Consider the following 23,267-nt stretch of genomic DNA (forward strand, 5'->3'; position numbering starts at 1 on the left):
GCTGTCGCCGCCTTTGGCTGGCCGGTAAAAAAATGCGATAATATAAGATGTTGCTTACTGATACGGGTATGAAATGACTCATTTGCCTAAATTTTCTCCGGCGCTGCTGCATCCGCGCTATTGGCTGCTGTGGCTGGGTATCGGCCTGCTGTGGCTGGTTGTCCAACTGCCCTACCCGCTGATCTACCGCCTCGGGAACGCCATCGGCCGTCTGGCCATGCGCTTTATGAAGCGCCGGGCGAAAATCGCCTATCGCAACCTTGAGCTCTGCTTCCCCGAGAAAAGCGAGCAGGAACGTCACCGGATGGTGGTGATGAACTTCAAATCGGTGGGCATGGGGCTGATGGAGACCGGTATGGCCTGGTTCTGGCCGGTTCGCCGTATCGCCCGCTGGACCGACACCATCGGCTTTGAGCATATTCGCGATGTGCAGGCGCAGCAGCGCGGCATTCTGCTGATCGGTATTCATTTCCTCACTCTCGAGATGGGAGCGCGGATGTTCGGTATGAACGAGCCGGGGATTGGCGTCTATCGCCCCAACGACAACCCGGTGATCGACTGGCTGCAGACCTGGGGCCGCTTGCGCTCCAACAAGGATATGATTGACCGTAAGGATCTGAAAGGCATGATCCGGGCACTGAAAAAAGGCGAAGTGGTGTGGTACGCACCGGATCACGATTACGGCCCGACCGCCAGCGTCTTTGCCCCACTGTTTGCGGTCGACCAGGCGGCGACCACCTCCGGCACCTGGATGCTGGCGAAAATGTCCAAAGCCTGCATCGTGCCCTTCGTCCCGCGTCGCAAACCGGACGGTAAAGGTTATGAACTGATTATCCTGCCGCCAGAGTGTTCCCCGCCGCTGGACGACGCGGAAACCACCGCCGCGTGGATGAACAAGATCGTTGAGCAGTGCATCATGATGGCCCCGGAACAGTATATGTGGCTCCATCGTCGCTTCAAAACCCGCCCCGAAGGCATGCCCTCCCGCTACTGATCCCTTTCCCGGCCGCGCTCATCCCGGCCGGGAAGCTTCGCCGCTCAGGCTTTAGGCTCTCCTTTAGCTTTAAAAGCTCTCCTCCATTGCGGCATCTATTTCTCAGGCGCATAATTAGCAGGCTCATATTTTCTCTTAATTTGACCTGCCGCGCAGGCCAGTGGAACCCTATGTCGTCTGCTGAAACCCCCATTAACTGGAAACGAAACCTGACCGTGACCTGGCTTGGCTGCTTTTTAACCGGCGCCGCCTTCAGCCTGGTCATGCCCTTTCTGCCGCTTTATGTCGAACAACTCGGCGTCACCGGGCATAGCGCCCTGAACATGTGGTCCGGGCTGGTCTTTAGTATTACCTTTCTTTTCTCTGCCATCGCCTCGCCGTTCTGGGGGGGGCTTGCTGATCGCAAGGGGAGAAAAATCATGCTGCTGCGTTCCGCCCTCGGGATGGCCATCGTGATGATGCTGATGGGAATGGCGCAGAATATCTGGCAGTTTCTGCTGCTGCGCGCGCTACTCGGCCTGCTGGGCGGCTTTATTCCCAACGCCAACGCCCTGATCGCCACCCAGATCCCACGCCATAAAAGCGGCTGGGCGCTGGGCACGCTGTCAACCGGCGCGGTAAGCGGCGCCCTGCTCGGCCCGCTGGCGGGTGGTTTCCTGGCAGACCACTGGGGCCTGCGTACCGTCTTCTTTATGACCGCCGCGGTGCTGTTTATCTGCTTTCTGTTTACCCTGTTTTTAATCCGTGAAAATTTTGTCCCAATCGCTAAAAAAGAGATGCTCAGCGCGAAGGCGGTGTTCTCCTCTCTGCAGAATCCGAAACTGGTGCTCAGCCTGTTTGTCACCTCGCTGATCATCCAGATCGCCACCGGCTCCATTGCGCCGATCCTGACGCTTTACGTGCGCGATCTGGCGGGTAACGTCAGCAATATCGCCTTTATCAGCGGGATGATCGCCTCAGTGCCGGGCATTGCCGCCCTGATGAGCGCCCCCCGTCTGGGCAAACTGGGGGATCGTATCGGACCGGAAAAAATCCTCATCGTGGCGCTGATTATCTCGGTGCTGTTGCTGATCCCGATGGCGTTCGTCCAGACCCCGCTGCAGTTAGGTATCCTGCGATTCCTGCTCGGCGCCGCGGACGGCGCGCTGTTGCCGGCTGTGCAAACCCTGCTGGTGTATAACTCCACCAGCCAGATCTCCGGGCGGATCTTCAGCTATAACCAGTCATTTCGTGATATTGGCAACGTCACCGGCCCCCTGATCGGCGCCTCGGTTTCCGCCAACTACGGCTTTCGCGCCGTCTTCCTTGTCACCGCAGGAGTGGTATTGTTTAACGCGATCTATTCGACCCTTAGCCTGCGCCGACCAGCCGCGGACGCCTCGCAGCCCGACCGCCATTCAGTAAATTAACGTCCAGAGGGGCTCAGCCCCTTGACGCCTTGCCAAGCGCCTTCTATAGATTGAATCGTGTTCAATTCATATTCTTCTCAGGAGATTCGCTATGCCAAAGGATTCGATGTTCTATGCCACGCTCGAAGAAGCTATTGATGCAGCACGTGAAGAATTTCTCGCCAACAACCCTGACAGCGATGAAGAGAGCGCTAACGTTGAGCAGCTCAATATTCAAAAGTATGTGCTGCAGGATGGCGATATCGCCTGGCAGGCCGAATTTTTTGCTGACGAAGAGGAACAAGGCGAATGCTTACCGATGCTTAGCGGCGAAGCCGCGCAGAGCGTCTTCGATGGGGATTATGATGAGATAGAGCTCCGTCAGGAGTGGCTGGAGGAAAATACGCTTCATGAGTGGGATGAAGGTGAATTCCAGCTCGAGCCCTCTCTGGACACCGAAGAGGGACAGACGGCGGCCGACGAGTGGGACGAGCGTTAATCAGTTATAGGGCCCGTGGCTGGCGTCCAGCGGCAGCAGAAGCGTATCGAATACCAGCGAGAACGGCAGGTCCAGAATGGTGAGATAGCGCCATCCTGAATCGCGAACGTCCCACTGCACGCCCGGGTAATATTGATTGCCATGCCCCTGCCCGGGCACCGTCCGGCTGATAATGCTGCCGCAGCCGCTGAGCAGCAGCGCCATGGCAATGATCGGTAGTATTCGCATCCACAACCTCGTCTTTCAGATAAAAAAATACCGGCATCGCTGCCGGTATTTTCATTAACGTACGGCTTATTTCGTTTTCAGCGCCAGCGGGTTAAGCGCCAGCTGCTGATAGGCGTTCACCCACGAGGAGTATTTCTCCGGCGCGGCCCATACGCGATAGTGCAGACGCGACATGGTTACCGGGTCGCTCAACAGCACCAGTCGACGATCGCGGTTCAGCTTATCCGGCGTTTCATTCAGCGCCTGTTCGACATGACGCTCGCGGGCGATCTCCAGGATATGACCCTGACGGTGGCGCGCGGTGGCCATCGCGGTGGCGAGGGCGTTAAACGACGGGTTAAACACCGCGTGCATAAAGCCATCGTCCAGCGAACGCTGACGGTTCAGCGTCAGGTACGCATCGGTATCCTTGAGCACCTGCGGCGGCGAATACTCTTCCGGAATCAGGAACAGCTTCCAGCGCTTGGTGCGCAGGCCCACGGTCGCCCGGCTGGAGATAGCCGACACGAACGGCGACAGAATCAGCGATACGACAATCGGCGCCAGCCAGAACAGGAAGCGCAGATCCAGCCATGCCATTCCGACCGCCCATACCAGCCCCAGCAGCAGCTGCGAGCCGTGACGCATAAAGGCTTCTCCCCACGGCGTGGAGTCATCATCACGCTGCGGCGAATTCCACACCACTTCCCAGCCGAGGAAGGCGCTGACCACGAAGACGGTGTGGAACAGCATGCGAACCGGCGCCAGCAGGACCGAGAACAGAACCTCCAGCAGCAGGGAAAGCGTCACGCGGATAAATCCACCGTACTCCTTCGGCCCCTTACACCACACCAGGATAATACTCAGCAGCTTCGGCAGGAACAGCAGCACCATGGTCGAAGCGAACAGCGCAATAGCCAGCTCCGGACGCCACTGCGGCCACACCGGGAACAGCTGACGAGGCTGCAGGAAGTACTGCGGCTCGGTCAGGGCATGCACCACCTGCAGCGCTGTCGACAGGGCAAGGAACATAAACCACAGCGGCGCTGACAGGTAGGACATCACGCCGGTAAGGAACACCGCTCGGTGGACCGGGTGCATCCCTCTCACGAGGAACAGGCGGAAGTTCATCAGGTTGCCCTGGCACCAGCGGCGGTCGCGTTTCAGCTCGTCCAGCAGGTTCGGCGGCAGCTCTTCATAAGAGCCCGGCAGATCGTAGGCAATCCACACCCCCCAGCCGGCACGGCGCATCAGCGCGGCTTCAACGAAGTCGTGCGACAGGATCGACCCGGCAAAGTTACCCTCGCCCGGCAGCGGCGCCAGCGCGCAGTGCTCAATGAACGGCTTCACGCGGATAATGGCGTTGTGGCCCCAGTAGTGGGACTCCCCCAACTGCCAGAAGTGCAGACCCGCCGTAAACAGCGGACCGTACACCCGGGTGGCAAACTGCTGGCAACGCGCATACAGCGTGTCCATGCCCGAGGCGCGCGGGGAAGACTGAATGATCCCGGCATTCGGGTTCGCTTCCATCAGGCGCACCAGGCTGCTCAGACACTCACCGGTCATCACCGAGTCAGCGTCCAGCACCACCATATAGCTATACTGGCTGCCCCAGCGGCGGCAGAAGTCATCGATGTTGCCGCTCTTACGCTTCACTCGACGACGACGGCGGCGGTAGAAGATCTGCCCTTCGCCCTGCACTTCGGCAATCAGCTCCATCCACGCCTTTTGCTCAGCCACACAGATATCGGGGTTATAGCTATCGCTGAGGATATAGACGTCGAAATGAGCGGCGTTACCGGTCGCTTTCACCGACTCCCAGGTCGCCCGCAGGCCGGCGAAAACGCGGTCAACGTCTTCGTTACAGATCGGCATTATCAGCGCCGTACGGTGCGCCGGGTTCAACGGTTCGTCACCGACCGTCGAGGCGGAAATACTGTACTTATCGCGGCCGATCAATAGCTGCAGGAAGCCCATTAACGCGGTCCAGAAGCCGGCGGAAACCCAGCAGAACAGCACCGCGAAGAGGATCAGAATGCCGCTCTGCAACACGTACGGCAGCAGCTGCATGAACGAGATCCACAGGTTCTGCCCCACCATGTCGGCCGGGTTGATCAGCGCCCAGCCCTGATAAGGCAGAATGGTTTTCATATACCAGGTGGCCACTACGGTCTGCGACAGCGTCAGCAGCAGCAGGATATAGCGACGAATGGTGCCGACGGTACGCCATTTTTGCTCACTCTCGCGCTCTTCTTGCGTCAGACGGGAGAGATAGCGCGGCGTGACATCGCGTCCGCGCAGACGGTCCCAGAAGCGGCCAACCGGGTTGGTACGCCACGGGTCCGGGATCATCGAGGAGCGCTTGGCTTTCGGCATCGCATGCAGCTGGGTGCGGCCTTCATCATCCTTCACCAGCTGATCGCCAGACAGCGAATCCGGCCAGCTGTGCGCCAGCCGCGCCTTTACCGACCCCAGCGGGGAGTCGTCTTCGCGGGCGAAGGTCTGATGTTCGTCATCCAGGGCCTGATGAACGGCCTGCAGGCTGGTGTCCGGCAGCGCCGATTTCTCGGCGTCCGACAGCGGCAATGCGTCAATGTACTTCGTTATCTTATTCATTGGCAGGCAGCTGATAGCTCCAGGTTTCGCTCAACGTGTCATCACCGTTAACCAGTGCGGCGCGCATTTCCGTCGTTTTCTTCGGATCTTTCACCTTCAAACGCAGGATCATACGCCAGCCTTTGGTCACCGGATTGTAACGCACGGTATTTTCAACGATTTCAGCGTTATCGCCGGTGCTCGCCTGGGCGGCGACCGGGGTATCCGCTGGCAGTTTTTTCATATCGGCGCCGGTGAAGTCGACAATGAAAGCAATGGTGCCGTCCGGCTGGCGGATCAGGTTCGACTGCTTCACGTCGCCGGTAGAGCGGCGGGTCTGCATAACGTACGCGTTATCCGGCGCATGCAGCTTGTCTTCATCGCGGCTGAAGGTGATGGTGTACTTGAAGTTCATCTCCTTGCCCGGCTCCGGCAGCTGATCAGGCGTCCAGTAAGTCACGATGTTATCGTTGGTTTCATCGTTGGTCGGGATTTCGACCAGTTCGATTTTCCCTTTGCCCCACTCCCCTTTCGGGGTGATCCAGGCGCTCGGGCGCAGGTCATAACGATCGTCAAGGTCCTCGAAGCGCGAGAACTGACGGCCGCGCTGCAGCAGGCCGAACCCTTGCGGGTTTTCCATCGCATAGCTGCTAACGGCCAGGTGTTTCGGGTTGTTCAGCGGACGCCAGATCCACTCGCCGTTGCCCGCCAGGATCGACAGACCATTGGAGTCGTGCAGCGCCGGACGATAGTTGAGCGCCGGAGAAGGCTGGTTGGAACCGAACAGGAACATGCTGGTCAGCGGCGCCACGCCCAGTTTGCCCACTTTGTCACGCAGGTAAACTTTGGACTGGACATCCACCACGGTGTCGCGTCCCGGCATGATCACAAAGCGATAGGCGCCGGTTGCCCGCGGTGAATCCAGCAGCGCATAGATAGTCAGACGCTTGTCGGTAGCTTTTGGACGCTCGATCCAGAACTCACGAAAACGCGGGAACTCTTCGCCAGAAGGCAGCGCGGTATCGATAGCCAGACCGCGCGCGGACAGACCGTATACCTGACCCTGACCCAGCACGCGGAAGTAGCTGGCACCGAGCATGCTGACGATTTCATCGTTCTTATCTTTGCTGTTGATCGGATACAGTACTTTGAAGCCGGCGAAACCAAGGTCTTTCACCGTGTCTTTATCGTGCTGAACGTTACCAAAGTTAAAATAGTCCGGGCTATATTTAATTTTGCGCACGCTGGTGGCCGTCACTTCATTGATGGTGACCGGCGTGTCGAAGTACATACCCTGATGGTAAAATTCAAGCTTGAATGGGGTTTTCTGGTTATTCCAGTAAGCTTTATCGTGATTAAACTGAATTTGCTGGTAGTCCGCGTATTTCATATCGCGGAAAGCGGAGGGCAGGTTACTCTTTGGCGCTTCATAGCCTTTCCCGGCTAACGTTTTGGCCTCTTTTGCAACGTCATCAATGCTAAATGCCCATGCAGATGAAGTACACAGGGACAACATTACGGCTGCGCTTAACCAACGCATTTTCATCATCTGTGGTTTATGTTTCATATAAGTAAGCACTTCCCCCTTTGTGTGCTTAAATCGATCCGATCTATTTTAATGGAAACTCAGGCAATCCGACAACATAATCCCTGCTTTGTTCAGCGTAGCGGCGCAGGGAATAAACAGTTCGCAGTCCCGTTTGCACTTTGCGTGCTTATCCTGGAGACAGGTACCCCGAGTTCATGTAGGGTTGCTGATAATGTAAGCGTTATCATCTTGAGTGATAAGACGAATTATCTGAGATTGTCGTGAATCGTATGAATAATACTCCGGTACAGCGTGAATATTTTTTCGACAGCATCCGCGCCTGGCTGATGCTGCTGGGGATCCCTTTTCACATTTCGCTGATTTATTCCAGCCACAGCTGGCATGTCAACAGCGCTGAGCCCTCGTGGTGGCTGACGCTGTTTAATGATTTCATTCATGCCTTCCGCATGCAGGTCTTCTTCGTCATCTCCGGCTATTTTTCCTATATGCTGTTCCTGCGCTACCCGCTGAAAAAGTGGTGGAAAGTGCGCGTCGAACGGGTCGGCATTCCGATGCTGACCGCCATCCCGCTGCTGACGCTGCCTCAGTTTATTATGCTGCAGTACGTCAACGGCAAGGCGGAAAACTGGCACACCCTTTCCGGGTACGACAAATTCAACACCCTGGCGTGGGAGCTCATTTCCCACCTGTGGTTTTTGCTGGTCCTGGTGGTGCTGACTTCGCTGGGCGTGGTGCTGTTTAAATGGCTGACGCGCCGCCCGGCAGGAGGTGCTCACGCTTTCGGTGACACTGTCACTATGGGCCAGCTGACGATGATTTTCCTTGCGCTAGGGGTGCTTTACGCGCTGATCCGTCGGTCATTGTTCGTGATCTATCCGCCCCTGCTGAGCAATGGTCTGTTTAACTTTGTGGTCATGCAGACGCTGTTCTATCTGCCCTTCTTTGTGCTGGGGGCGCAGACCTTTATTAATCCGCGCTTAAAGGCGATGTTCACCACGCCGTCGCCATGGTGCTGCGCGGCAGCGCTGCTGGGATTTATCGCCTATCGGCTGAACCAGCAGTACGGCTCCGGCGACGGCTGGATGTATGAAACGGAATCGGTGATCACCATGGTGCTGGGGTTGTGGATGGTCAATGTCGTCTTTTCGCTCGGCCATCGCCTGCTTAACTTCCAGTCGGCGCGGGTGACCTATTTCGTCAATGCTTCGCTGTTTATTTACCTGGTGCACCATCCGCTGACGCTGTTGTACGGGGCGTGGATCACCCCGGCCATCAAGTCGAATACCTTAGGCTTTATTGGCGGGTTGGTTTTTGTGGTGGGTATTGCCCTGATCCTGTATGAAATTCACCTGCGTATTCCGCTGCTGCGTTTCCTGTTCTCCGGTAAACCGATGAACAAACCGGCCAAAACCCCGGCCTCGGCCAGTTAACCTTTAGCTTTTGCGGCACGCCTGGCGTGCCGCGCTACGCTTGCTCATCAAACAGCCGGTCGAAGATCATGTTATACAGGGCTTCTAAATCCGCTTTATCGACCGGGGTGGATGCGCTCAGCTCACAGCGGTAGGCTGCCCCCTCCGTCAGAACGGCGATGAGCTCTGAAGCGGCATTGCGTCGCGCATCGCTGAGCCCGGGATGATAACGCTGCGACAAACGCCCGCCCTCCTCTTTCAACCGCCGGTCGGCCTGCACCAGGATCTCGCGCAAGCGTGGGTTGCGCGAGGCTTCGGCGTTAATTTCCATCAACAGATAATTGTCGCTTTTGGTGGCTGCCGAAGTCGGGATCCTGCCCGCCAGCACCGCCGCTTTTCGCGCCAGATTGTGGTTCTCATCGATCATCTCGCCGACTCTGGCGTTGACGATTTCGCTGACAATTGCTTCGATGATCGCTTCCTTGCTGGCAAAAATGCGATACAGCTGACCGACGCTCAGACCCGCCTCGCGGGCGATATCCGCGACAGAGGCGCCATGCAATCCCTTCGCCGCGAAACATCTTTGCGCAGCGGCAACGATCTCCGCGCGGCGCGCCTGCTGCTTCTGCTGTACTTTTCCTTCTGACACCCTGCTCCCTCCTGCTATCCATCATTCCTGTCAATATCGGCGGTTATCATAGCCTATTCTGCTGAATCAGGGGCATGCCGCCAGCAGGCGACGATAGATAGCTGCCGTTTCCTCGTCGAAACAGACGAACAGGACCCGTTCAAGCGGGTTATAGCGGGTGAGAAACGCGGTCACGGTGCGCACGGCGATCGCCGCCGCTTCCTCTTTCGGATAGCCATACACGCCGGTGCTGATCGCCGGAAACGCAATGGAGCGATAGTTGTTTGCCGCCGCCAGCTGCAGGCTGTTTTTGTAGGCATCGGCCAGGGTTTGCGCCTCCATGCGGTCGCCGCCGTGCCAGACCGGACCCACGGTATGGATCACCGCGCTGGCGGGAAGATCGCCCGCCATCGTGATCACCGCATGCCCAGGGGGACATTCGCCCTGCTGCTGCAACACCTGCTTGCAGGCCGCCAGCAGCGCGGGACCGGCCGCCCGGTGGATCGCGCCATCCACCCCGCCGCCGCCCAACAGCGAGGGGTTTGCCGCATTCACAATCACATCGACATCAAGCGTCGTAATATCGCCGAGAATTACTTCAGGTTGAACAGCCATTTCTCCTCCTGTCGGCATAGCGCGTGGGTACGGCTTTCTGCCGATACTAGGGCATACCCGCCCCCGGGAGCAAGATTATCCCGCAGCGCCGGCGACAAGATGGTAAAAAAAACAGGACCCTGAGGGTCCTGTTGATATCATCGTCCCGCCGTTCAGGCGTTGTCGTTGACGAACGATTTTTGCTTTTCCGCACGGGCCGCCAGCCACAGGCCACTATTCTTCATGGCATAGCCAAAGACCAGGCCCAGCGCCAGGGAAGGGATCACCAGACGCCAGTCGCCATCTGCAGCGAAGGTCGCGCAGGCGCCGATAAAGGTGCCAGGGACAAACGACAGCAGCCTCTGTCGCGCCTGGATGCACATCAGAAAGGCCACGACGCCGGTCATCATATAGCTGAGGATCTGCAGCTGTGGGGCCAGCGCGCTACCGTGGATAATCACCAACGCCCAGACCACGCCGCTCATTACCGTGCAGGAGGAGATGGCCAGACCTTTCAGACCGCCCTGCGGGCAAGCGAAATAGGCCGTACAGCCGAGGAAACCGGCCCAGCTCAGCAGGCCGAGGGCGACGGCCACCCATCCCCAAATCCCGGAGAGAATGCCCGTCGTCAATGCGATTGCGAAGAGTATGTTCATGGCGCGTATCCTAGCAGATACGCACCGAAAGAATGCGATCTAAAACACACTAAATGAATGAACCTGATTTCAGTTACATTAAATTAGTGACTTAAATCACATTTTATTGCTCATCTTCTTCCTGAAGCTCTTCCCACATCGCGGCGATGGCGTCGCGGGTTAACGGCGCCATGGTGCGCCAGAACAGTGTGTGCGCATGCGCTTCGACTTTCCCCAGCATCGTCCCGCACCACGGCAGGATATAGTCGGCAAACAGGAGCTCCAGCGTCTCGCTCTGCGCTTCTGTGGCATGATCCTCCAGCCAGGAGGCGGCCAGCAGCAGCGATCCGAGATGATCCGCCGGACCTTCTCCTGTCGGGATGCCGTGATTGCTCAGAAAAGACCGGACCTCCGCTTCAGAGGAACCCTCCACCCACGCGCTGCGGTACGGCGGAACGCTGCAGGCTTCACCGACGAACAGCGCATTATAGTCCGTCGCCAGGGACTGCATTTCACAGCTTTTCTGCAGACGCGCCAGCAGCTCGTCCTGCTCAAGCGGCCAGCTGGCGGCCAGTTTGCCCTCGCGGATCAGGGTAAACAACGGCACCAGCAGCGGGTCCTGCGGTTGACGGTAATACAGCGAACCCAGCACGCGGCAGAGGATTGAAAACTCGTTCATTCAGTTATTCCAGTTATACAAATTAAAGGTCAGCAAATTCCGGGATCGCCGGCATACCACGCGACTCGAGGAAGTCGAGCAGGCGACGCGGAGAAACGTTGAGGATCCTCTCCTCCGGGAAATCGACAGCATCGAGGATCTTGCGGCACTCGGTAAACTCTCCGAGGGTAAACGCCGTATGAGAGTCCGAGCCCAGCGCCACCCACCCTCCGGCGTCGCGCACCGCGGCGGCGATAGCACGGCAGTTATCTTCACTGCCCACGCGCGATGAAACGAAAGAGGAGTTATTGATCTCCAGCGCCACCTGGTAACGGGCCGCCGCTTCGGCAATGGCCGGGATATCCACCGGGAATTTCGGATTACCGGGATGGCTAATCATATGCACTTTACCGCTGGCCATCGCGGCAATCATCGCCTGCGTATGGGTGGCGCTATCCTGCGGCGGAAACACCGGCTCGTGGAATCCGGCGATGATCAAATCGAGCGACGTCAACATCGGCCCGGAGCAGTCGATCTCACCTTCGATATTTTTAATATTCGACTCAATACCGCGCAGGATCCCCACCCCGTCTACCAGGCGGGGCCAGATGCGCATATTAACGAAGTGCCAGTAATGCGGGGCATCCGCCATATCCGGGCCATGGTCGGTGATGGCGAAGAGTTTGATCCCTTTACGCTTTGCTTCCGCAATATAATCGTGCAGGGTGCTGTAGGCGTGGGTGCTGGCGACGGTATGCATGTGCAGGTCAACGGGATACATCACATTCTCCTCTTCTGTTTGCCGCAAGAATAGCAGGAAACCGGGCTATTGATTAGCAAAAACCCCGCCGTGGCGGGGTTTGCTTATCTTAATAACCGCGCTGACGATCGACCTGACCGCTAACCGATTCCCCTCGCTCCAGCCGGCTAATGGTCCCGGCGATATAGGCAATTGCCTCCATCGGGCGGGTGACTGCCGCCACGTGGGGAGTCATAGCCACCCGCGGGTGCGCCCATAGCGGACTCTCCTGCGGCAGCGGTTCGCGACTGAAGACATCGAGCATCGCGCCTTTGAGCTTACCGTTGTTCAGTGCCGCCAGCAGATCCTCTTCTACGACATGCACGCCGCGGGCAAGGTTGAGGAGATAACTCTCATCAGGCAGCTGCGCCAAAAGCGTCTGGTTGATAATACCGACGGTTTCGGCGGTATTCGGCAGCAGGTTGATCAGGACGCGAGTCCCCTGCAGGAATCCACCCAGCTCGGCCTGGCCGGCAAAGCTCTGTACCTGCGGCCAGGATTTACGGCTACGGCTCCAGACGCGAAGCGGGAATCCCCAGGGTTGCAGGCTTTCCGCCACCTTCGCTCCCAGCACGCCGGCGCCCATAATCCCGACGGTGAAATCGTCGGCAAGATACTCAGGCAACGGCTGCCAGCGGGATGCCAGCTTCTGCGCCTGATAGTCATCGAACCGGCGGAACCAGTGCAGAACCTGGCTCACGGCATACTCCTGCATCTGCCGTCCCATACCGGTATCTTCGAGACGAAACAGCGGGATCGACAAGGGCAACATATCCGGATGATCGCGCAGCTTACTAAGGATCGAATCCACCCCCGCCCCAAGGGCGAACACGGCCTTCAGCGCCCTGCCTTGCAGCATCTCTACCGGTGGATGCCAGACCAGGGCATAGTCCGCCGGCTGGTTATCGCCCGCTTTCCATTCGCGTACTCGCGCGCCGGGTAACTGCTTTTCCAGCTCTCGGATCCAGTATTGGGTATCAAAGGTCGGATGGTAAAAAATAATCTCCATAGGGGCTCCTGATAGCAGACGCCCGGAGCAGGTTAATGCAGGCGTCTTATTTTACTCATTGTTTTCTATTGGTTTGCCAGCATAACAAATTTCCCCTTGTCGCAAAGTGAAAAGGGAGTGGCGACAAAAAAAACGGATTTCGCACGTTTAAGGAGCAAGTTGTTCGAAGTTTGTCTAAACGCGCTGATTTTGCAAAAAGTTGATTGACGGGCGATACGTATTTCCCTACATTAGCGCCCGTTCCCGACAACAACGGGAAAGACAATATGGTGAGGTGTCCGAGTGGCTGAAGGAGCACGCCTGGAAAGTGTGTATACGGCAACGTATCGGGGGTTCGAATCCCCCCCTCACCGCCATATTTTAAGAAGAGCTCGTACGAAAGTACGGGCTTTTTTTTCGCATGTGGCACCCACCGGGGGGGGTAGAGAACCCCCGACTGGGGTTCGACAACTGGCAACGCCAGTTGGACAGACCGCGAGCCCGCGAGCGGGCTGCCCCGCAGGGGCGAGCGAAGCGAGTCAATCCCCCCCTCACCGCCATATTCGAGATGAGAGCCTGTACGCAAGTACGGGCTCTTTTCTTTTATATTCTCCGCCGGGGAGAGCCCCCCGAGAAAAGCCAATCCCGAAGCTAATCCTCTTCCATTCGCTGATACTCTTCGCTGAGGTAATCCACCAACGCCCTGACGGAGGGCAGCAGCCCGCGCCGTGAGGCAAATACCGCATGGATCACTTCCCGCCGCGGCTGCCACTCATCCAGTACCACCTCTAACTCCCCTGACGCCAGCTGATCGCGCACCATTAATAAAGGAAGCTGCACCACCCCTACGCCGGCCATCGCCGCCTCGCGCAGCGCCAGCATATCGGTGGTCACCATTCGCGGCGTGAAATACACCTCCGCCCTTGCCCCCTCAGGCCCGGTAAGCTGCCATTTATGCTGATGCTTGTTCGCCCCCAGGCTGAGCCCAGGCCAGGCGCTCAGCTCAGACGGCGCCTGCGGACGTCCGAGCCGGGAAATCAGCTCCGGACTGGCCACCAGCCGGTGCCCTCGGTCCGCCAGCACACGCATCACCAAATCGCTGTCCTCGATAGGCCGGGGCCGGACGCGGATCGCCACATCAATGCCCTCCCCGACCACATCCACCCGGCGGTTGGTCGCCTCAAGATGCAAAGTGACCCCGGGATAGCGCGCCATAAATCGCGCCAGCATCGGTCCGATATGGACATGCAGCAAGGTGACCGGACAAGTGATCCTGACGCTGCCGCGCGGCTCGGCGCGCAGCGTGTCGACCGCCTGCTGCGCCGCCTCGGCCTCTATCAGCATCGCTTTGCAATGCTGGTAAAAGGTCTGCCCGACCTCGGTAACCGCGAACTGGCGAGTGGTTCGCTGAATCAAACGCACGCCCAGCCGCTCCTCGAGTTGCGCAATGCGACGGCTGAGCTTGGATTTCGGCTGGTCAAGCGCTCGCCCTGCCGCGGCGAAACCGCCATGGTCCACGACCTGGACAAACCAGGCGAAGTCATTGAGATCCTGCATCCTTCCTCCATTGTTCCATTTTTGGAACAGTATAGGCCATTTTTGCTTACTACCGCACATGTCGTCCCGGATATAAGCTTATTCACATCAGATACCGATACACAGGAGAAAGCCATGAAACAGATTACAGGAGTCTACACCGCGCCCGCGCAGCATTGGGTAGGCGACGGCTTCCCGGTTCGTTCGATGTTTTCCTATCAGACGCACGGCCAGCAGCTGAGCCCCTTCTTACTGCTCGACTATGCCGGGCCGTACACCTTCCCGGCGGGCAGCGATAAACGCGGCGTCGGTGAGCATCCGCATCGCGGATTCGAAACCGTCACCATCGTCTACGCCGGAGAGGTAGAACATCGTGACTCCACCGGCCGTGGCGGGGTGATTGGTCCAGGCGACGTGCAGTGGATGACGGCGGGCGCCGGGATCCTGCACGAAGAGTTCCACTCGGAGGCCTTCACCCGCAGCGGCGGCGAGCTGAAGATGATCCAGCTGTGGGTCAACCTGCCCGCCAAAGACAAAATGACGGCCCCCGGCTACCAGAGCATTACCGCCGGGACGATCCCCACCGTCGCGCTGACGAATGGCGCCGGACAGGTTCGGGTTATTGCCGGCCAGTATGACGACGTCAGCGGCCCGGCCCATACCTTCTCACCGCTTAACGTGTGGGATATGCAGCTGAATCAGGGGAGCGACCTCACGCTGCGCCAGCCGGAAGGCTGGAGTACCGCGCTGGTGGTACTGGAAGGGGAAGTGATCATCAACGGTTCCGAATCCGCCCGCGAAGGCCAGCTCGCCGTCCTGAGCCAGGCAGGAGAGACACTGCATCTGGAGGCGACCGCCCAGGCAAAAGTTCTGCTGATGGCCGGAGAACCGCTGCAGGAGCCGATTGTGGGCTATGGCCCCTTTGTCATGAATAACAAAACGCAGATCGCAGAAGCCGTTCGCGATTTTAACAGCGGCCGCTTTGGCCAAATCTAACTGATTGAGGTGAATACTATGTCTACTCCCGCTAATTTTAACGGTGCTCGTCCGGTGATTGATGTCAACGATACCGCAATGCTGTTGATTGACCACCAGAGCGGCCTGTTCCAGACCGTCGGCGATATGCCGATGCCAGAGCTGCGCGCTCGCGCCGCCGCGCTGGCGAAGATGGCCTCGCTTGCCGGGATCCCGGTGATCACCACCGCCTCCGTGCCGCAGGGGCCGAACGGTCCGCTGATCCCGGAGATTCATGAGAACGCGCCGCATGCGCAATACATCGCCCGTAAAGGCGAGATCAACGCCTGGGATAACCCGGAATTCGTCGCCGCGGTGAAAGCGACCGGTCGCAAAACGCTGATTATCGCCGGGACCATCACCAGCGTCTGCATGGCCTTCCCGGCGATTGCCGCCGTCGCCGACGGTTATAAAGTGTTTGCCGTGATTGACGCTTCCGGCACCTACAGCAAAATGGCGCAGGAGATCACCCTGGCTCGCGTGGTACAGGCTGGCGTAGTGCCGATGGATACCGCCGCCGTCGCCTCTGAGCTGCAGCGCACCTGGAATCGCCCGGACGCGGCAGAATGGGCGGAGGTGTACACCAAAGTCTTCCCGGCCTACCAGCTGCTGATCGAAAGCTACAGCAAAGCGCAGGACGTGGTGAAGAATAACGAACAGCTTGATTCCCAGCGCTAAAACACCCGCCCCACTGCGTCGCAGCGGGGCATTGTTCATTGCGTGAGCGGTCGGTAAAGAAAGAAGAAAATATGCTTGACCGTTTTAACGCAACTCCCTATAGTAGCGCCCCGTTGCCCACCCAAGGTGAGCAGCAAGACAATATGGTGAGGTGTCCGAGTGGCTGAAGGAGCACGCCTGGAAAGTGTGTATACGGCAACGTATCGGGGGTTCGAATCCCCCCCTCACCGCCATATTTTAAGAAGAGCTCGTACGCAAGTACGGGCTTTTTTTTCGCATGTGGCACCCACCGGGGGGATGAGAACCCCCGACCGGGGTTCGACAACTGGCGCAGCCAGTTGGACAGACCGCGAGCCCGCGAGCGGGCTGCCCCGCAGGGGCGAGCGAAGCGAGTCAATCCCCCCCTCACCGCCATATTCGAGATGAGAGCCTGTACGAAAGTACGGGCTCTTTTCTTTTATATTCTCCGCCGGGGGGGGATGAAAACCCCCGACCGGGGTTCGACAACTGGCGCAGCCAGTTGGACAGACCGCGAGCCCGCGAGCGGGCTGCCCCGCAGGGGCGAGCGAAGCGAGTCAATCCCCCCTCACCGCCATATTTAAGATGAGAGCCTGTACGCAAGTACGGGCTCTTTTCTTTTATATTCTCCGCCGGGGGGATGAGAACCCCCGGCCGGGGTTCGACAACTGGCGCAGCCAGTTGGACAGACCGCGAGCCCGCGAGCGGGCTGCCCCGACAAAAACGCCGGGAGCGTTTTTGAACAACGCCTGCGTTGGCCCCGCAGGGGCGAGGCCCATGGATGGGCCGAGTAACGGCGAGCGAAGCGAGTCAATCCCCCCCTCGCCGCCATATTTTAAGAAGAGCTCGTACGCAAGTACGGGCTTTTTTTCGCATGTGGCACCGCAGACATCCCCGGGGTCGGCATCAATGCCTCTCCCGGGCTACCAGACCGTACCCGCCAGGTAGCCCGCTATGCGCAGCGCCGCCGGGAGGCCCCCCAAAAACAACAAAGCCCGGGCTCGCCCGGGCCTTGCTCACAGTATGACGATTAATAATAGGCTTTCAGCGTCCGCTGGCAGAGGGCCGAGCGCACGCAGTCATCGGTGGTGAAACGCACGATGCCGATCATCTCGTCTTCCTCAAAACGCGCCAGCGCATCGCTCAGGCCGGACCGCACCCCTGAGGGCAAGTCGCACTGGGTGATATCGCCATTGACGATGACCGTCACGTTCTCCCCGAGGCGGGTTAAAAACATCTTCATTTGCGCTGCGGTCACGTTCTGGGCTTCGTCCAGAATCACCACCGCATTTTCAAAAGTACGTCCGCGCATATAGGCGAACGGCGCGATTTCCACCTTGCCGATTTCCGGACGCAGGCAGTACTGCATAAAGGAAGCCCCCAACCTTTTCACCAGCACGTCGTAAACCGGTCGGAAATAGGGCGCGAACTTCTCGGCGATATCTCCCGGTAAGAAGCCGAGATCTTCGTCGGCCTGCAGAACGGGACGGGTAACAATAATTCTGTCCACATCCTTATGGATCAGCGCTTCAGCTGCCTTCGCCGCACTGATCCAGGTCTTGCCGCATCCGGCTTCGCCGGTGGCGAAAATCAGCTGTTTATTGTCGATGGCATTCAGATAATGCGCCTGAGCCTCATTGCGCGCCTCAATTGGGGAAGTATCACGGCTGTCCCGCGCCATGCCAATTGCTTCTACGCCACTCATTTGCACAAGCGATGTGACCGATTCTTCTTCACGCTGCTTATGGCTGCGTGAATCCCGTCTCAGCACACGTTTTGCTTCACGACGAGCTTTGATCACTGCTTTTTGTCTTCCCATGGATAGCACCTTGCGTTGTAGGTTTACATCACACGCGTCAACATCGACGCGACTATGCGCACGAACGATTGAGGTTTGGCTTCCTTGTAAGCCATTGCTTGCCGGTAGAACTGACAACGAGTCGCGGCTACGCGCACCGCGTACCCTGCCAAGGTGGTAATAATTCGAAGCGGAGGGAGAAAGAGTGAGAAAATCGCTGCCGGAAGCGGGGCTTCCGTGCTGAAGAGTACGGTCTGTGGTTTTACGTTGTCCGGTACGGGACCTTACCATTCGCGATCTCCATAGTGAAACGTCACACTGCCGGGAACTACCGCGTATGTAATAAGTACATCAAAAAAGACTCTTAATGCAACTTATTTTTCACAATGACGCAACAAATAGTTCTTAAGCAAGTGTAGGAGACTATCGGTCATTTGTATTACAGAAATATAACACATGGCAGGAAATATAATAAAAAAGAGAAAAACAGCAGAAAACGCCCTGCCCTTGCGGACAGGGTCGGTATCAAGCCTGAAGCAGCGTCTGTCCCAGGTAGTGCTTATCATCCACCACGCCGGGTAAAACAAAGAAGTAGCCCCCGCCGATGGGTTTGACGTACTCCTCCAGCGCCTCGCCGTTTAGCCGTTTCTGCACCGTCAGAAAACCCTTTTCCAGATCGTGCTGATAGCAAACGAACAACAGCCCCATATCCAGCTGCCCGGCATTAGTGACTCCCAGCGAATAGCTGTAGCCGCGGCGCATCATCAGGCTGGACTGGGTTTCCGGCGTGCGAGGGTTGGCCAGACGAATATGGCTATCCAGCGCGATCGTCTCGCCGTTAGGATCTTTACTGTAATCCGGGGTATCGTGTTCGTTTTTCATCCCCAGCGGCGCACCGGTGTGCTTGTCGCGGCCGAAGATGGTCTGCTGCTCCTTGAGCGGCGTCCGGTCCCAGAACTCGACGTGGAACTGGATGATGCGCGCCGCCTGATAGCTGCCGCCCACCGCCCAGGCCGGCTCGTCCTGATCCGCCGTGACCCACACGACCTGATCCATCAGCGCGCTGTCATGGCTCGCCGGGTTAGCGGTACCGTCCTTGAAACCCAGCAGGTTGATGGGGGTCTCCTTGCCTTTGCTGCGCGCCGCGCTATCGGAGATAAACCCTTCCCGCTTCCAGCGCACGCTGAGCAAATCCGGCGTATGTTTGATGACATCGCGCAGGGCGTGGATCACCGTGTCCTGAGTATTGGCGCAGATCTGCAGCAGCAAGTCGCCATGGCACAGGGCGGCATCCAGTGAATCATTGGGGAAGCGAGTCATCGGCTGCAGCTTTTTCGGCGCTTTTTCCGCGAGACCAAAGCGCTCATCAAACAGCGAATGGCCGACCGAGACGGTGATGGTCAGATTATCCGGGGCAATCCACGGCCCTAAGATGCCGGAATCCATCGGCGGCAGACGCGGATTAGGCGTATCCGGCGCCGGGCCGCCCTGGGTTAAAAAGGCGATACGCTGGGTCAGCAGCCGAAACAGACGCTCGAGGTCGGCTTTATCTGACGCCAGCACATCGAACGCCACCAGCATCATCGAGGCCTGCTGCGGCGTCAGAATACCCGCCTGATGCCGGCCATAGAATGGCTGTTTTTCCTGGCGCGCGTCAGGTGTGAGCGTCCCGGGGGAACTTTCCGCTTTTGCCGCATGCGCCACCGGGCAGCCGCCGGTGATGGCCAGCGCGCCGCCAAGCGCGCCGATCCCTTTCAGTAAGCGACGACGTGACGGCTCGTTCACGTCGTGTGGTTTCTGTTGTGCCATCGACTTAGTCCAGACCCAGGATCCCGCGCAGCTGAGCCAGATCTTCCGCCAGGGTGGTGATCGGCCCTTTCAGCGCATTACGGTCAGCGGTGGTCAGCTTATCGTAAGTTTCGAAACCCTCTTTGGTGCGGTATTTGCTGAGGATACTGTCCACTTTCTTAAAGTTGGCGTCCACTTTAGCCAGCAGTGCGCTGTTCTCTTTTTGCAGCTGCGGGCGCAGCAGATCGACAATTTTCTGCGCGCCGTCAATATTGGCCTGGAAGTCCCACAGGTCGGTATGGCTGTAGCGATCTTCTTCACCGCTGATCTTGCTGGCTGCGACTTCTTCAATTAATCCTGCCGCCCCGCCCACGACTTTTGACGGTGGGAACGCCAGCTCGCTGATGCGCTTTTGCAGCTCCAGCACATCGCTGTTCAGCTGATCGGCATATTTTTCCATGCCCTTGACGCTGTTATCGCCAAACAGCGCCTTTTCCAGACGGTGGAATCCGGTGAATTTCGGATCTTCCGCTTTTTTCTCGAAATCGTCTTCGCGGGCGTCGATGCTGCCGTCAAGGTCAGAGAACAGCTCAGCAATCGGCTCAATGCGCTCGTAATGCTGGCGCGTCGGGGCGTACAGCGCTTTCGCTTTTTCGATGTCGCCAGCTTTCACCGCGTCGGTAAAGGCTTTGGTGCCGCTGACCAGCTGCGCGGTTTCCGCCGTCACATAGGCTTTATAAGCGGTGATCGCTTCGCCGAGGCTCAGCACCGCATCCGCTTTCGCCGCGTCTTTGGTGGCGGCGCCGGTGACGATCAGTTTGCCTTTCGGGTTGGTGAGCAGACCGCAGGTCATGTCATATTCGCCCGGCTGCAGGTTTGCGGTGAGCTTCTGGGTAAAGCCCGGCGCGATGTTTTCGCGCTCTTCCACCACCATCACCCCTTTCAAAATCTCCCACTCCAGCGCTTTCTGGCTGTGGTTCTGAATAATAAACTGGGTTTTACCCGCGTTAACGGTCACCTGCATCGGCTCGCACTGTTTGTCGTTGACGGTGACTTTGACCTGCGGGATATCCGCAGCCTGAGCACCGAATGCAGAGCTGAGCAGCGCGGCCACGGTCACCCGCAGCGCATTACGGCGAAAATGAATCATCATGATCATCCCTTTCGGTAAGTAGAATGTCGCTTATAAGCTCGCAGCGCCCGGTCAGGCAGCCCGCGAGGCAGTCGTATTATTTCGCGGCGGCAGCGCAAACAGCACCAGCGCCGGGATCAGATAAAGCAGATAGACAGCCACTTCGCTGACGCTTGGCGTCTCCTGGTAGCCGAAGATCCCTTCCAGCAGCGTGCCGAACAGCGTATGCGTCGACAGCACAGTGCTCAGATCGAAGGCGGTCTCCTGGAACAGGTTCCACAGGCCCGCCTCGTGGAAGGCGCGGATCGCCCCCGCCGCCAGGCCAGCGGCCACCAGCAGGATAAACAGGCTGGTCCATTTGAAGAACACGCCAAGGTTGAGACGGATACCGCCCCAGTAGAGGAGGAAACCCAGCACGATTGCCGTGGCCAGCCCCAGCATCGCCCCCAGCGGCGGCCAGATGCCAACGTCCTGCTGGAATGCCGCCAGCAGGAAGAAGACCGACTCCAGCCCCTCACGGGCGACCGCGAAAAAGACCATCATCACCAGCGCCCAGCCGTGGTGATTGCCGCGCTGTAGCGCCTTATCCACGGCCTGCTCCAGCTGCTGCTTGACGTTGCGTGAGACATTGCGCATCCAGAAGACCATCCACGTCAGGATCACCACCGCAATGACCGCGACGATCCCTTCGAACAGCTCCTGTTCGCGCTGAGGAAATTCCCCGGTGGTTTCGTTGATAAAGATGCCTAAGCCAAGACACAGCGCCGCTGCGAGGATCACGCCAATCCACATCACGCCAATCCAGTTGCCGCGCTGGGTGCGTTTCAGATAGCTGGCGATCAGGCTGACAATCAGCGCCGCCTCCAGGCCTTCGCGTAACATAATGAGAAATGGGACAAACATGCCAATACCCTTAAATGTAAAGCACCGTCAACGAATGCAAAAACAGGTAATATTTATGATAGTGATTATCATTACAATAGTCAGAAACACAAGCGAAATGTTTAGAGAATGATGACTATCTGTAAATAAATCGCTGGCAAATAATGACTTATGAAAATATTCGCCTGTTATGAGGGAAAAGAATAAGCAAAGGATTTTTTACGCCAGATATTTACCCGTCGCGGCGGCTATGGCTAAATGGCGGCCTTATTGACCTGCGAAAAGAACAACATGACTGCATTTTTTCATTTCCTGCTGGCGCTGGCGGTGATCCTCGCCCTGGCCTGGCTTGTCAGCTACGACAGACAAAAAATTCGTATTCGTTATATTCTTCAGTTGATTATTATAGAAATAGCGCTCGCTTTCTTTTTCCTGCACGCCGAAAGCGGCCTGTGGCTGGTAAAAAATATTTCCGGCTTTTTTGCTTCGCTGTTAGGCTTTGCCGCCGAAGGGACCAATTTCGTCTTTGGCGGCATGAGCGAAAAAGGCTTAGCCTTTATTTTTCTTGGCGTCCTGTGTCCGATTGTGTTTATTTCCGCGCTGATTGGTATTCTCCAGCACTGGCGGATCCTGCCGATTTTTATTCGCGTGATTGGCACCCTGCTGTCGAAGGTCAACGGCATGGGTAAGCTGGAATCTTTTAACGCCGTCAGCTCCCTGATCCTCGGCCAGTCGGAAAACTTCATCGCCTACAAAGGCGTACTGGGCGACCTCTCCTCACGGCGTCTGTTCACCATGGCGGCGACGGCCATGTCGACCGTATCGCTGTCGATCGTCGGCGCCTATATGACCATGCTGGACGCCAAATATGTCGTCGCGGCGCTGATCCTGAATATGTTCAGCACCTTTATCGTGCTGTCGGTGATTAACCCGACGCGGCCGGGCAGCGAGCAGGAAATAAAGCTGGAGAAGCTGCATGAATCACAGAGTTTCTTTGAAATGCTCGGGGAATATATTCTGGCCGGCTTTAAAGTGGCGATGATTATTCTGGCGATGCTGATCGGCTTTATCGCCCTGATCAGCGCCATTAACGCGCTGTTCGCTACCCTGTTTGGCCTCAGCTTCCAGCAGATCCTCGGCTACGTCTTCTATCCGTTAGCCTGGCTTATCGGCATTCCGCTGAGCGATGCGCTGAACGCCGGCAGCATCATGGCCACCAAGCTGGTCGCTAACGAATTTGTGGCGATGATTGAGCTGCAAAAGATTGCCGCCAGCATGACGCCGCGCGGGCTCGGCATTCTCTCGGTCTTCCTGGTGTCGTTTGCTAACTTTGCTTCAATCGGCATTATCGCCGGGGCGATCAAAGGCCTGAATGAACCGCAGGGCAATATCGTCTCCCGCTTCGGCCTGCGGCTGGTGTTTAGCGCCACGCTGGTGAGCCTGCTTTCCGCCAGCTTCGCCGGGCTGGTGCTGTAAGA

At 57.8% G+C, this 23,267-nt stretch carries 21 protein-coding genes, 2 tRNA genes and 1 other RNA gene; 10 read left to right on the forward strand and 14 right to left on the reverse strand.

The genetic code is table 11. The annotated features are described in order from the left end of the window. Positions 1–73 precede the first annotated feature (73 nt). The 3 genes from MKS11_RS09890 to MKS11_RS09900 all read left to right on the forward strand — a co-directional run bounded on the left by MKS11_RS09890 (position 74) and on the right by MKS11_RS09900 (position 2,881). On the forward strand, positions 74–994 hold the full coding sequence (locus MKS11_RS09890; protein WP_087771206.1) for a Kdo(2)-lipid IV(A) acyltransferase: 921 nt from the start codon (positions 74–76) through the stop codon (positions 992–994). Positions 995–1,164: 170 nt separating this feature from the next. Further along, positions 1,165–2,403 carry a multidrug efflux MFS transporter MdtG gene (mdtG, locus tag MKS11_RS09895; protein ID WP_114267610.1) on the forward strand — a complete coding sequence of 413 codons (1,239 nt, stop codon included), beginning with the start codon at positions 1,165–1,167 and terminating at the stop codon, positions 2,401–2,403. Positions 2,404–2,494: 91 nt separating this feature from the next. Beyond that, entirely contained in the window at positions 2,495–2,881 is a 387-nt protein-coding gene (locus tag MKS11_RS09900; RefSeq protein ID WP_002898981.1) for a MysB family protein, read from the forward strand. Here the strand turns inward: MKS11_RS09900 and MKS11_RS09905 are convergent, their stop codons facing one another. The 3 genes from MKS11_RS09905 to mdoG all read right to left on the reverse strand — a co-directional run bounded on the left by MKS11_RS09905 (position 2,882) and on the right by mdoG (position 7,250). Continuing rightward, positions 2,882–3,109, reverse strand: a complete 228-nt coding sequence (locus MKS11_RS09905; protein WP_004204534.1) for a YceK/YidQ family lipoprotein — start codon at positions 3,107–3,109, stop codon at positions 2,882–2,884. A 66-nt stretch (positions 3,110–3,175) separates the two neighbouring features. Then, positions 3,176–5,704, reverse strand: coding sequence for a glucans biosynthesis glucosyltransferase MdoH (gene mdoH, locus MKS11_RS09910; RefSeq protein ID WP_004204533.1), 2,529 nt, complete (start codon positions 5,702–5,704; stop codon positions 3,176–3,178). Then, positions 5,697–7,250, reverse strand: coding sequence for a glucans biosynthesis protein MdoG (gene mdoG / locus MKS11_RS09915; protein ID WP_004140751.1), 1,554 nt, complete (start codon positions 7,248–7,250; stop codon positions 5,697–5,699). Before mdoG ends, mdoH begins: the two co-directional genes overlap by 8 nt. A 251-nt stretch (positions 7,251–7,501) precedes the next feature. On the opposite strand from mdoG, the gene mdoC reads away from it, so the two are divergent. Beyond that, a complete protein-coding gene (gene mdoC, locus MKS11_RS09920) occupies positions 7,502–8,662 on the forward strand; it encodes a glucans biosynthesis protein MdoC (protein WP_004204532.1) in 1,161 nt (386 codons plus the stop codon). A gap of 34 nt (positions 8,663–8,696) precedes the next feature. Here mdoC and MKS11_RS09925 read toward each other — a convergent pair whose 3' ends face one another. From MKS11_RS09925 to ghrA, 6 genes are all read right to left on the reverse strand, one after another. Next, positions 8,697–9,290, reverse strand: a complete 594-nt coding sequence (locus MKS11_RS09925; RefSeq protein ID WP_043523171.1) for a TetR/AcrR family transcriptional regulator — start codon at positions 9,288–9,290, stop codon at positions 8,697–8,699. Between the two features lie 66 nt (positions 9,291–9,356). After that, positions 9,357–9,884, reverse strand: a complete 528-nt coding sequence (gene ymdB, locus MKS11_RS09930; RefSeq protein WP_004204529.1) for an O-acetyl-ADP-ribose deacetylase — start codon at positions 9,882–9,884, stop codon at positions 9,357–9,359. Positions 9,885–10,036: 152 nt separating this feature from the next. Further along, complete coding sequence (locus MKS11_RS09935; protein WP_023317903.1) at positions 10,037–10,519, reverse strand: DUF1097 domain-containing protein; 483 nt, start codon at positions 10,517–10,519, stop codon at positions 10,037–10,039. A 103-nt stretch (positions 10,520–10,622) separates the two neighbouring features. Next, positions 10,623–11,177 (reverse strand): molecular chaperone, encoded by a 555-nt coding sequence (locus MKS11_RS09940; RefSeq protein WP_062914045.1) that lies wholly within the window; start codon positions 11,175–11,177, stop codon positions 10,623–10,625. A 22-nt stretch (positions 11,178–11,199) separates the two neighbouring features. Next, positions 11,200–11,937, reverse strand: a complete 738-nt coding sequence (locus tag MKS11_RS09945) for a phosphatase (RefSeq protein ID WP_004204525.1) — start codon at positions 11,935–11,937, stop codon at positions 11,200–11,202. Positions 11,938–12,025: 88 nt separating this feature from the next. After that, complete coding sequence (gene ghrA, locus MKS11_RS09950) at positions 12,026–12,964, reverse strand: glyoxylate/hydroxypyruvate reductase GhrA (protein WP_048294468.1); 939 nt, start codon at positions 12,962–12,964, stop codon at positions 12,026–12,028. A 268-nt stretch (positions 12,965–13,232) separates the two neighbouring features. On the opposite strand from ghrA, the gene MKS11_RS09955 reads away from it, so the two are divergent. After that, a tRNA-Ser gene (locus MKS11_RS09955) sits at positions 13,233–13,320 on the forward strand. Positions 13,321–13,594: 274 nt separating this feature from the next. On the opposite strand, the gene MKS11_RS09960 is transcribed toward MKS11_RS09955, so the two are convergent. After that, positions 13,595–14,500, reverse strand: a complete 906-nt coding sequence (locus tag MKS11_RS09960) for a LysR family transcriptional regulator (protein ID WP_004204523.1) — start codon at positions 14,498–14,500, stop codon at positions 13,595–13,597. Positions 14,501–14,614: 114 nt separating this feature from the next. Between MKS11_RS09960 and MKS11_RS09965 the strand changes: the two genes are divergently transcribed. The 4 genes from MKS11_RS09965 (at position 14,615) to MKS11_RS09980 (ending at position 16,766) form a co-directional block, all read left to right on the forward strand. Continuing rightward, positions 14,615–15,475 carry a pirin family protein gene (locus MKS11_RS09965; RefSeq protein WP_064183956.1) on the forward strand — a complete coding sequence of 287 codons (861 nt, stop codon included), beginning with the start codon at positions 14,615–14,617 and terminating at the stop codon, positions 15,473–15,475. Positions 15,476–15,493: 18 nt separating this feature from the next. Further along, a complete protein-coding gene (locus MKS11_RS09970; protein WP_004204521.1) occupies positions 15,494–16,171 on the forward strand; it encodes an isochorismatase family protein in 678 nt (225 codons plus the stop codon). Between the two features lie 145 nt (positions 16,172–16,316). Continuing rightward, positions 16,317–16,404: transfer RNA gene (locus MKS11_RS09975), tRNA-Ser, on the forward strand. Between the two features lie 225 nt (positions 16,405–16,629). Beyond that, a non-coding RNA gene (locus tag MKS11_RS09980) (RtT sRNA) lies at positions 16,630–16,766 on the forward strand. Positions 16,767–17,219: 453 nt separating this feature from the next. On the opposite strand, the gene phoH is transcribed toward MKS11_RS09980, so the two are convergent. The 4 genes from phoH to efeU all read right to left on the reverse strand — a co-directional run bounded on the left by phoH (position 17,220) and on the right by efeU (position 21,810). Beyond that, a complete protein-coding gene (phoH, locus tag MKS11_RS09985) occupies positions 17,220–18,008 on the reverse strand; it encodes a phosphate starvation-inducible protein PhoH (protein WP_002898923.1) in 789 nt (262 codons plus the stop codon). Between the two features lie 504 nt (positions 18,009–18,512). After that, positions 18,513–19,796 (reverse strand): iron uptake transporter deferrochelatase/peroxidase subunit, encoded by a 1,284-nt coding sequence (gene efeB / locus MKS11_RS09990; RefSeq protein ID WP_032455815.1) that lies wholly within the window; start codon positions 19,794–19,796, stop codon positions 18,513–18,515. A 4-nt stretch (positions 19,797–19,800) separates the two neighbouring features. Continuing rightward, a complete protein-coding gene (gene efeO / locus MKS11_RS09995) occupies positions 19,801–20,928 on the reverse strand; it encodes an iron uptake system protein EfeO (protein ID WP_017901109.1) in 1,128 nt (375 codons plus the stop codon). A 51-nt stretch (positions 20,929–20,979) separates the two neighbouring features. Further along, positions 20,980–21,810: an iron uptake transporter permease EfeU gene (gene efeU / locus MKS11_RS10000; RefSeq protein ID WP_004204515.1), complete on the reverse strand. Its 831-nt coding sequence runs from the start codon at positions 21,808–21,810 to the stop codon at positions 20,980–20,982. Positions 21,811–22,080: 270 nt separating this feature from the next. On the opposite strand from efeU, the gene MKS11_RS10005 reads away from it, so the two are divergent. Beyond that, positions 22,081–23,265 carry a NupC/NupG family nucleoside CNT transporter gene (locus tag MKS11_RS10005; RefSeq protein ID WP_004204514.1) on the forward strand — a complete coding sequence of 395 codons (1,185 nt, stop codon included), beginning with the start codon at positions 22,081–22,083 and terminating at the stop codon, positions 23,263–23,265. Positions 23,266–23,267: the final 2 nt, after the last annotated feature.

The organism is Klebsiella sp. K5-45, from assembly GCF_030128605.1.
Lineage (GTDB): Bacteria > Pseudomonadota > Gammaproteobacteria > Enterobacterales > Enterobacteriaceae > Klebsiella > Klebsiella quasipneumoniae.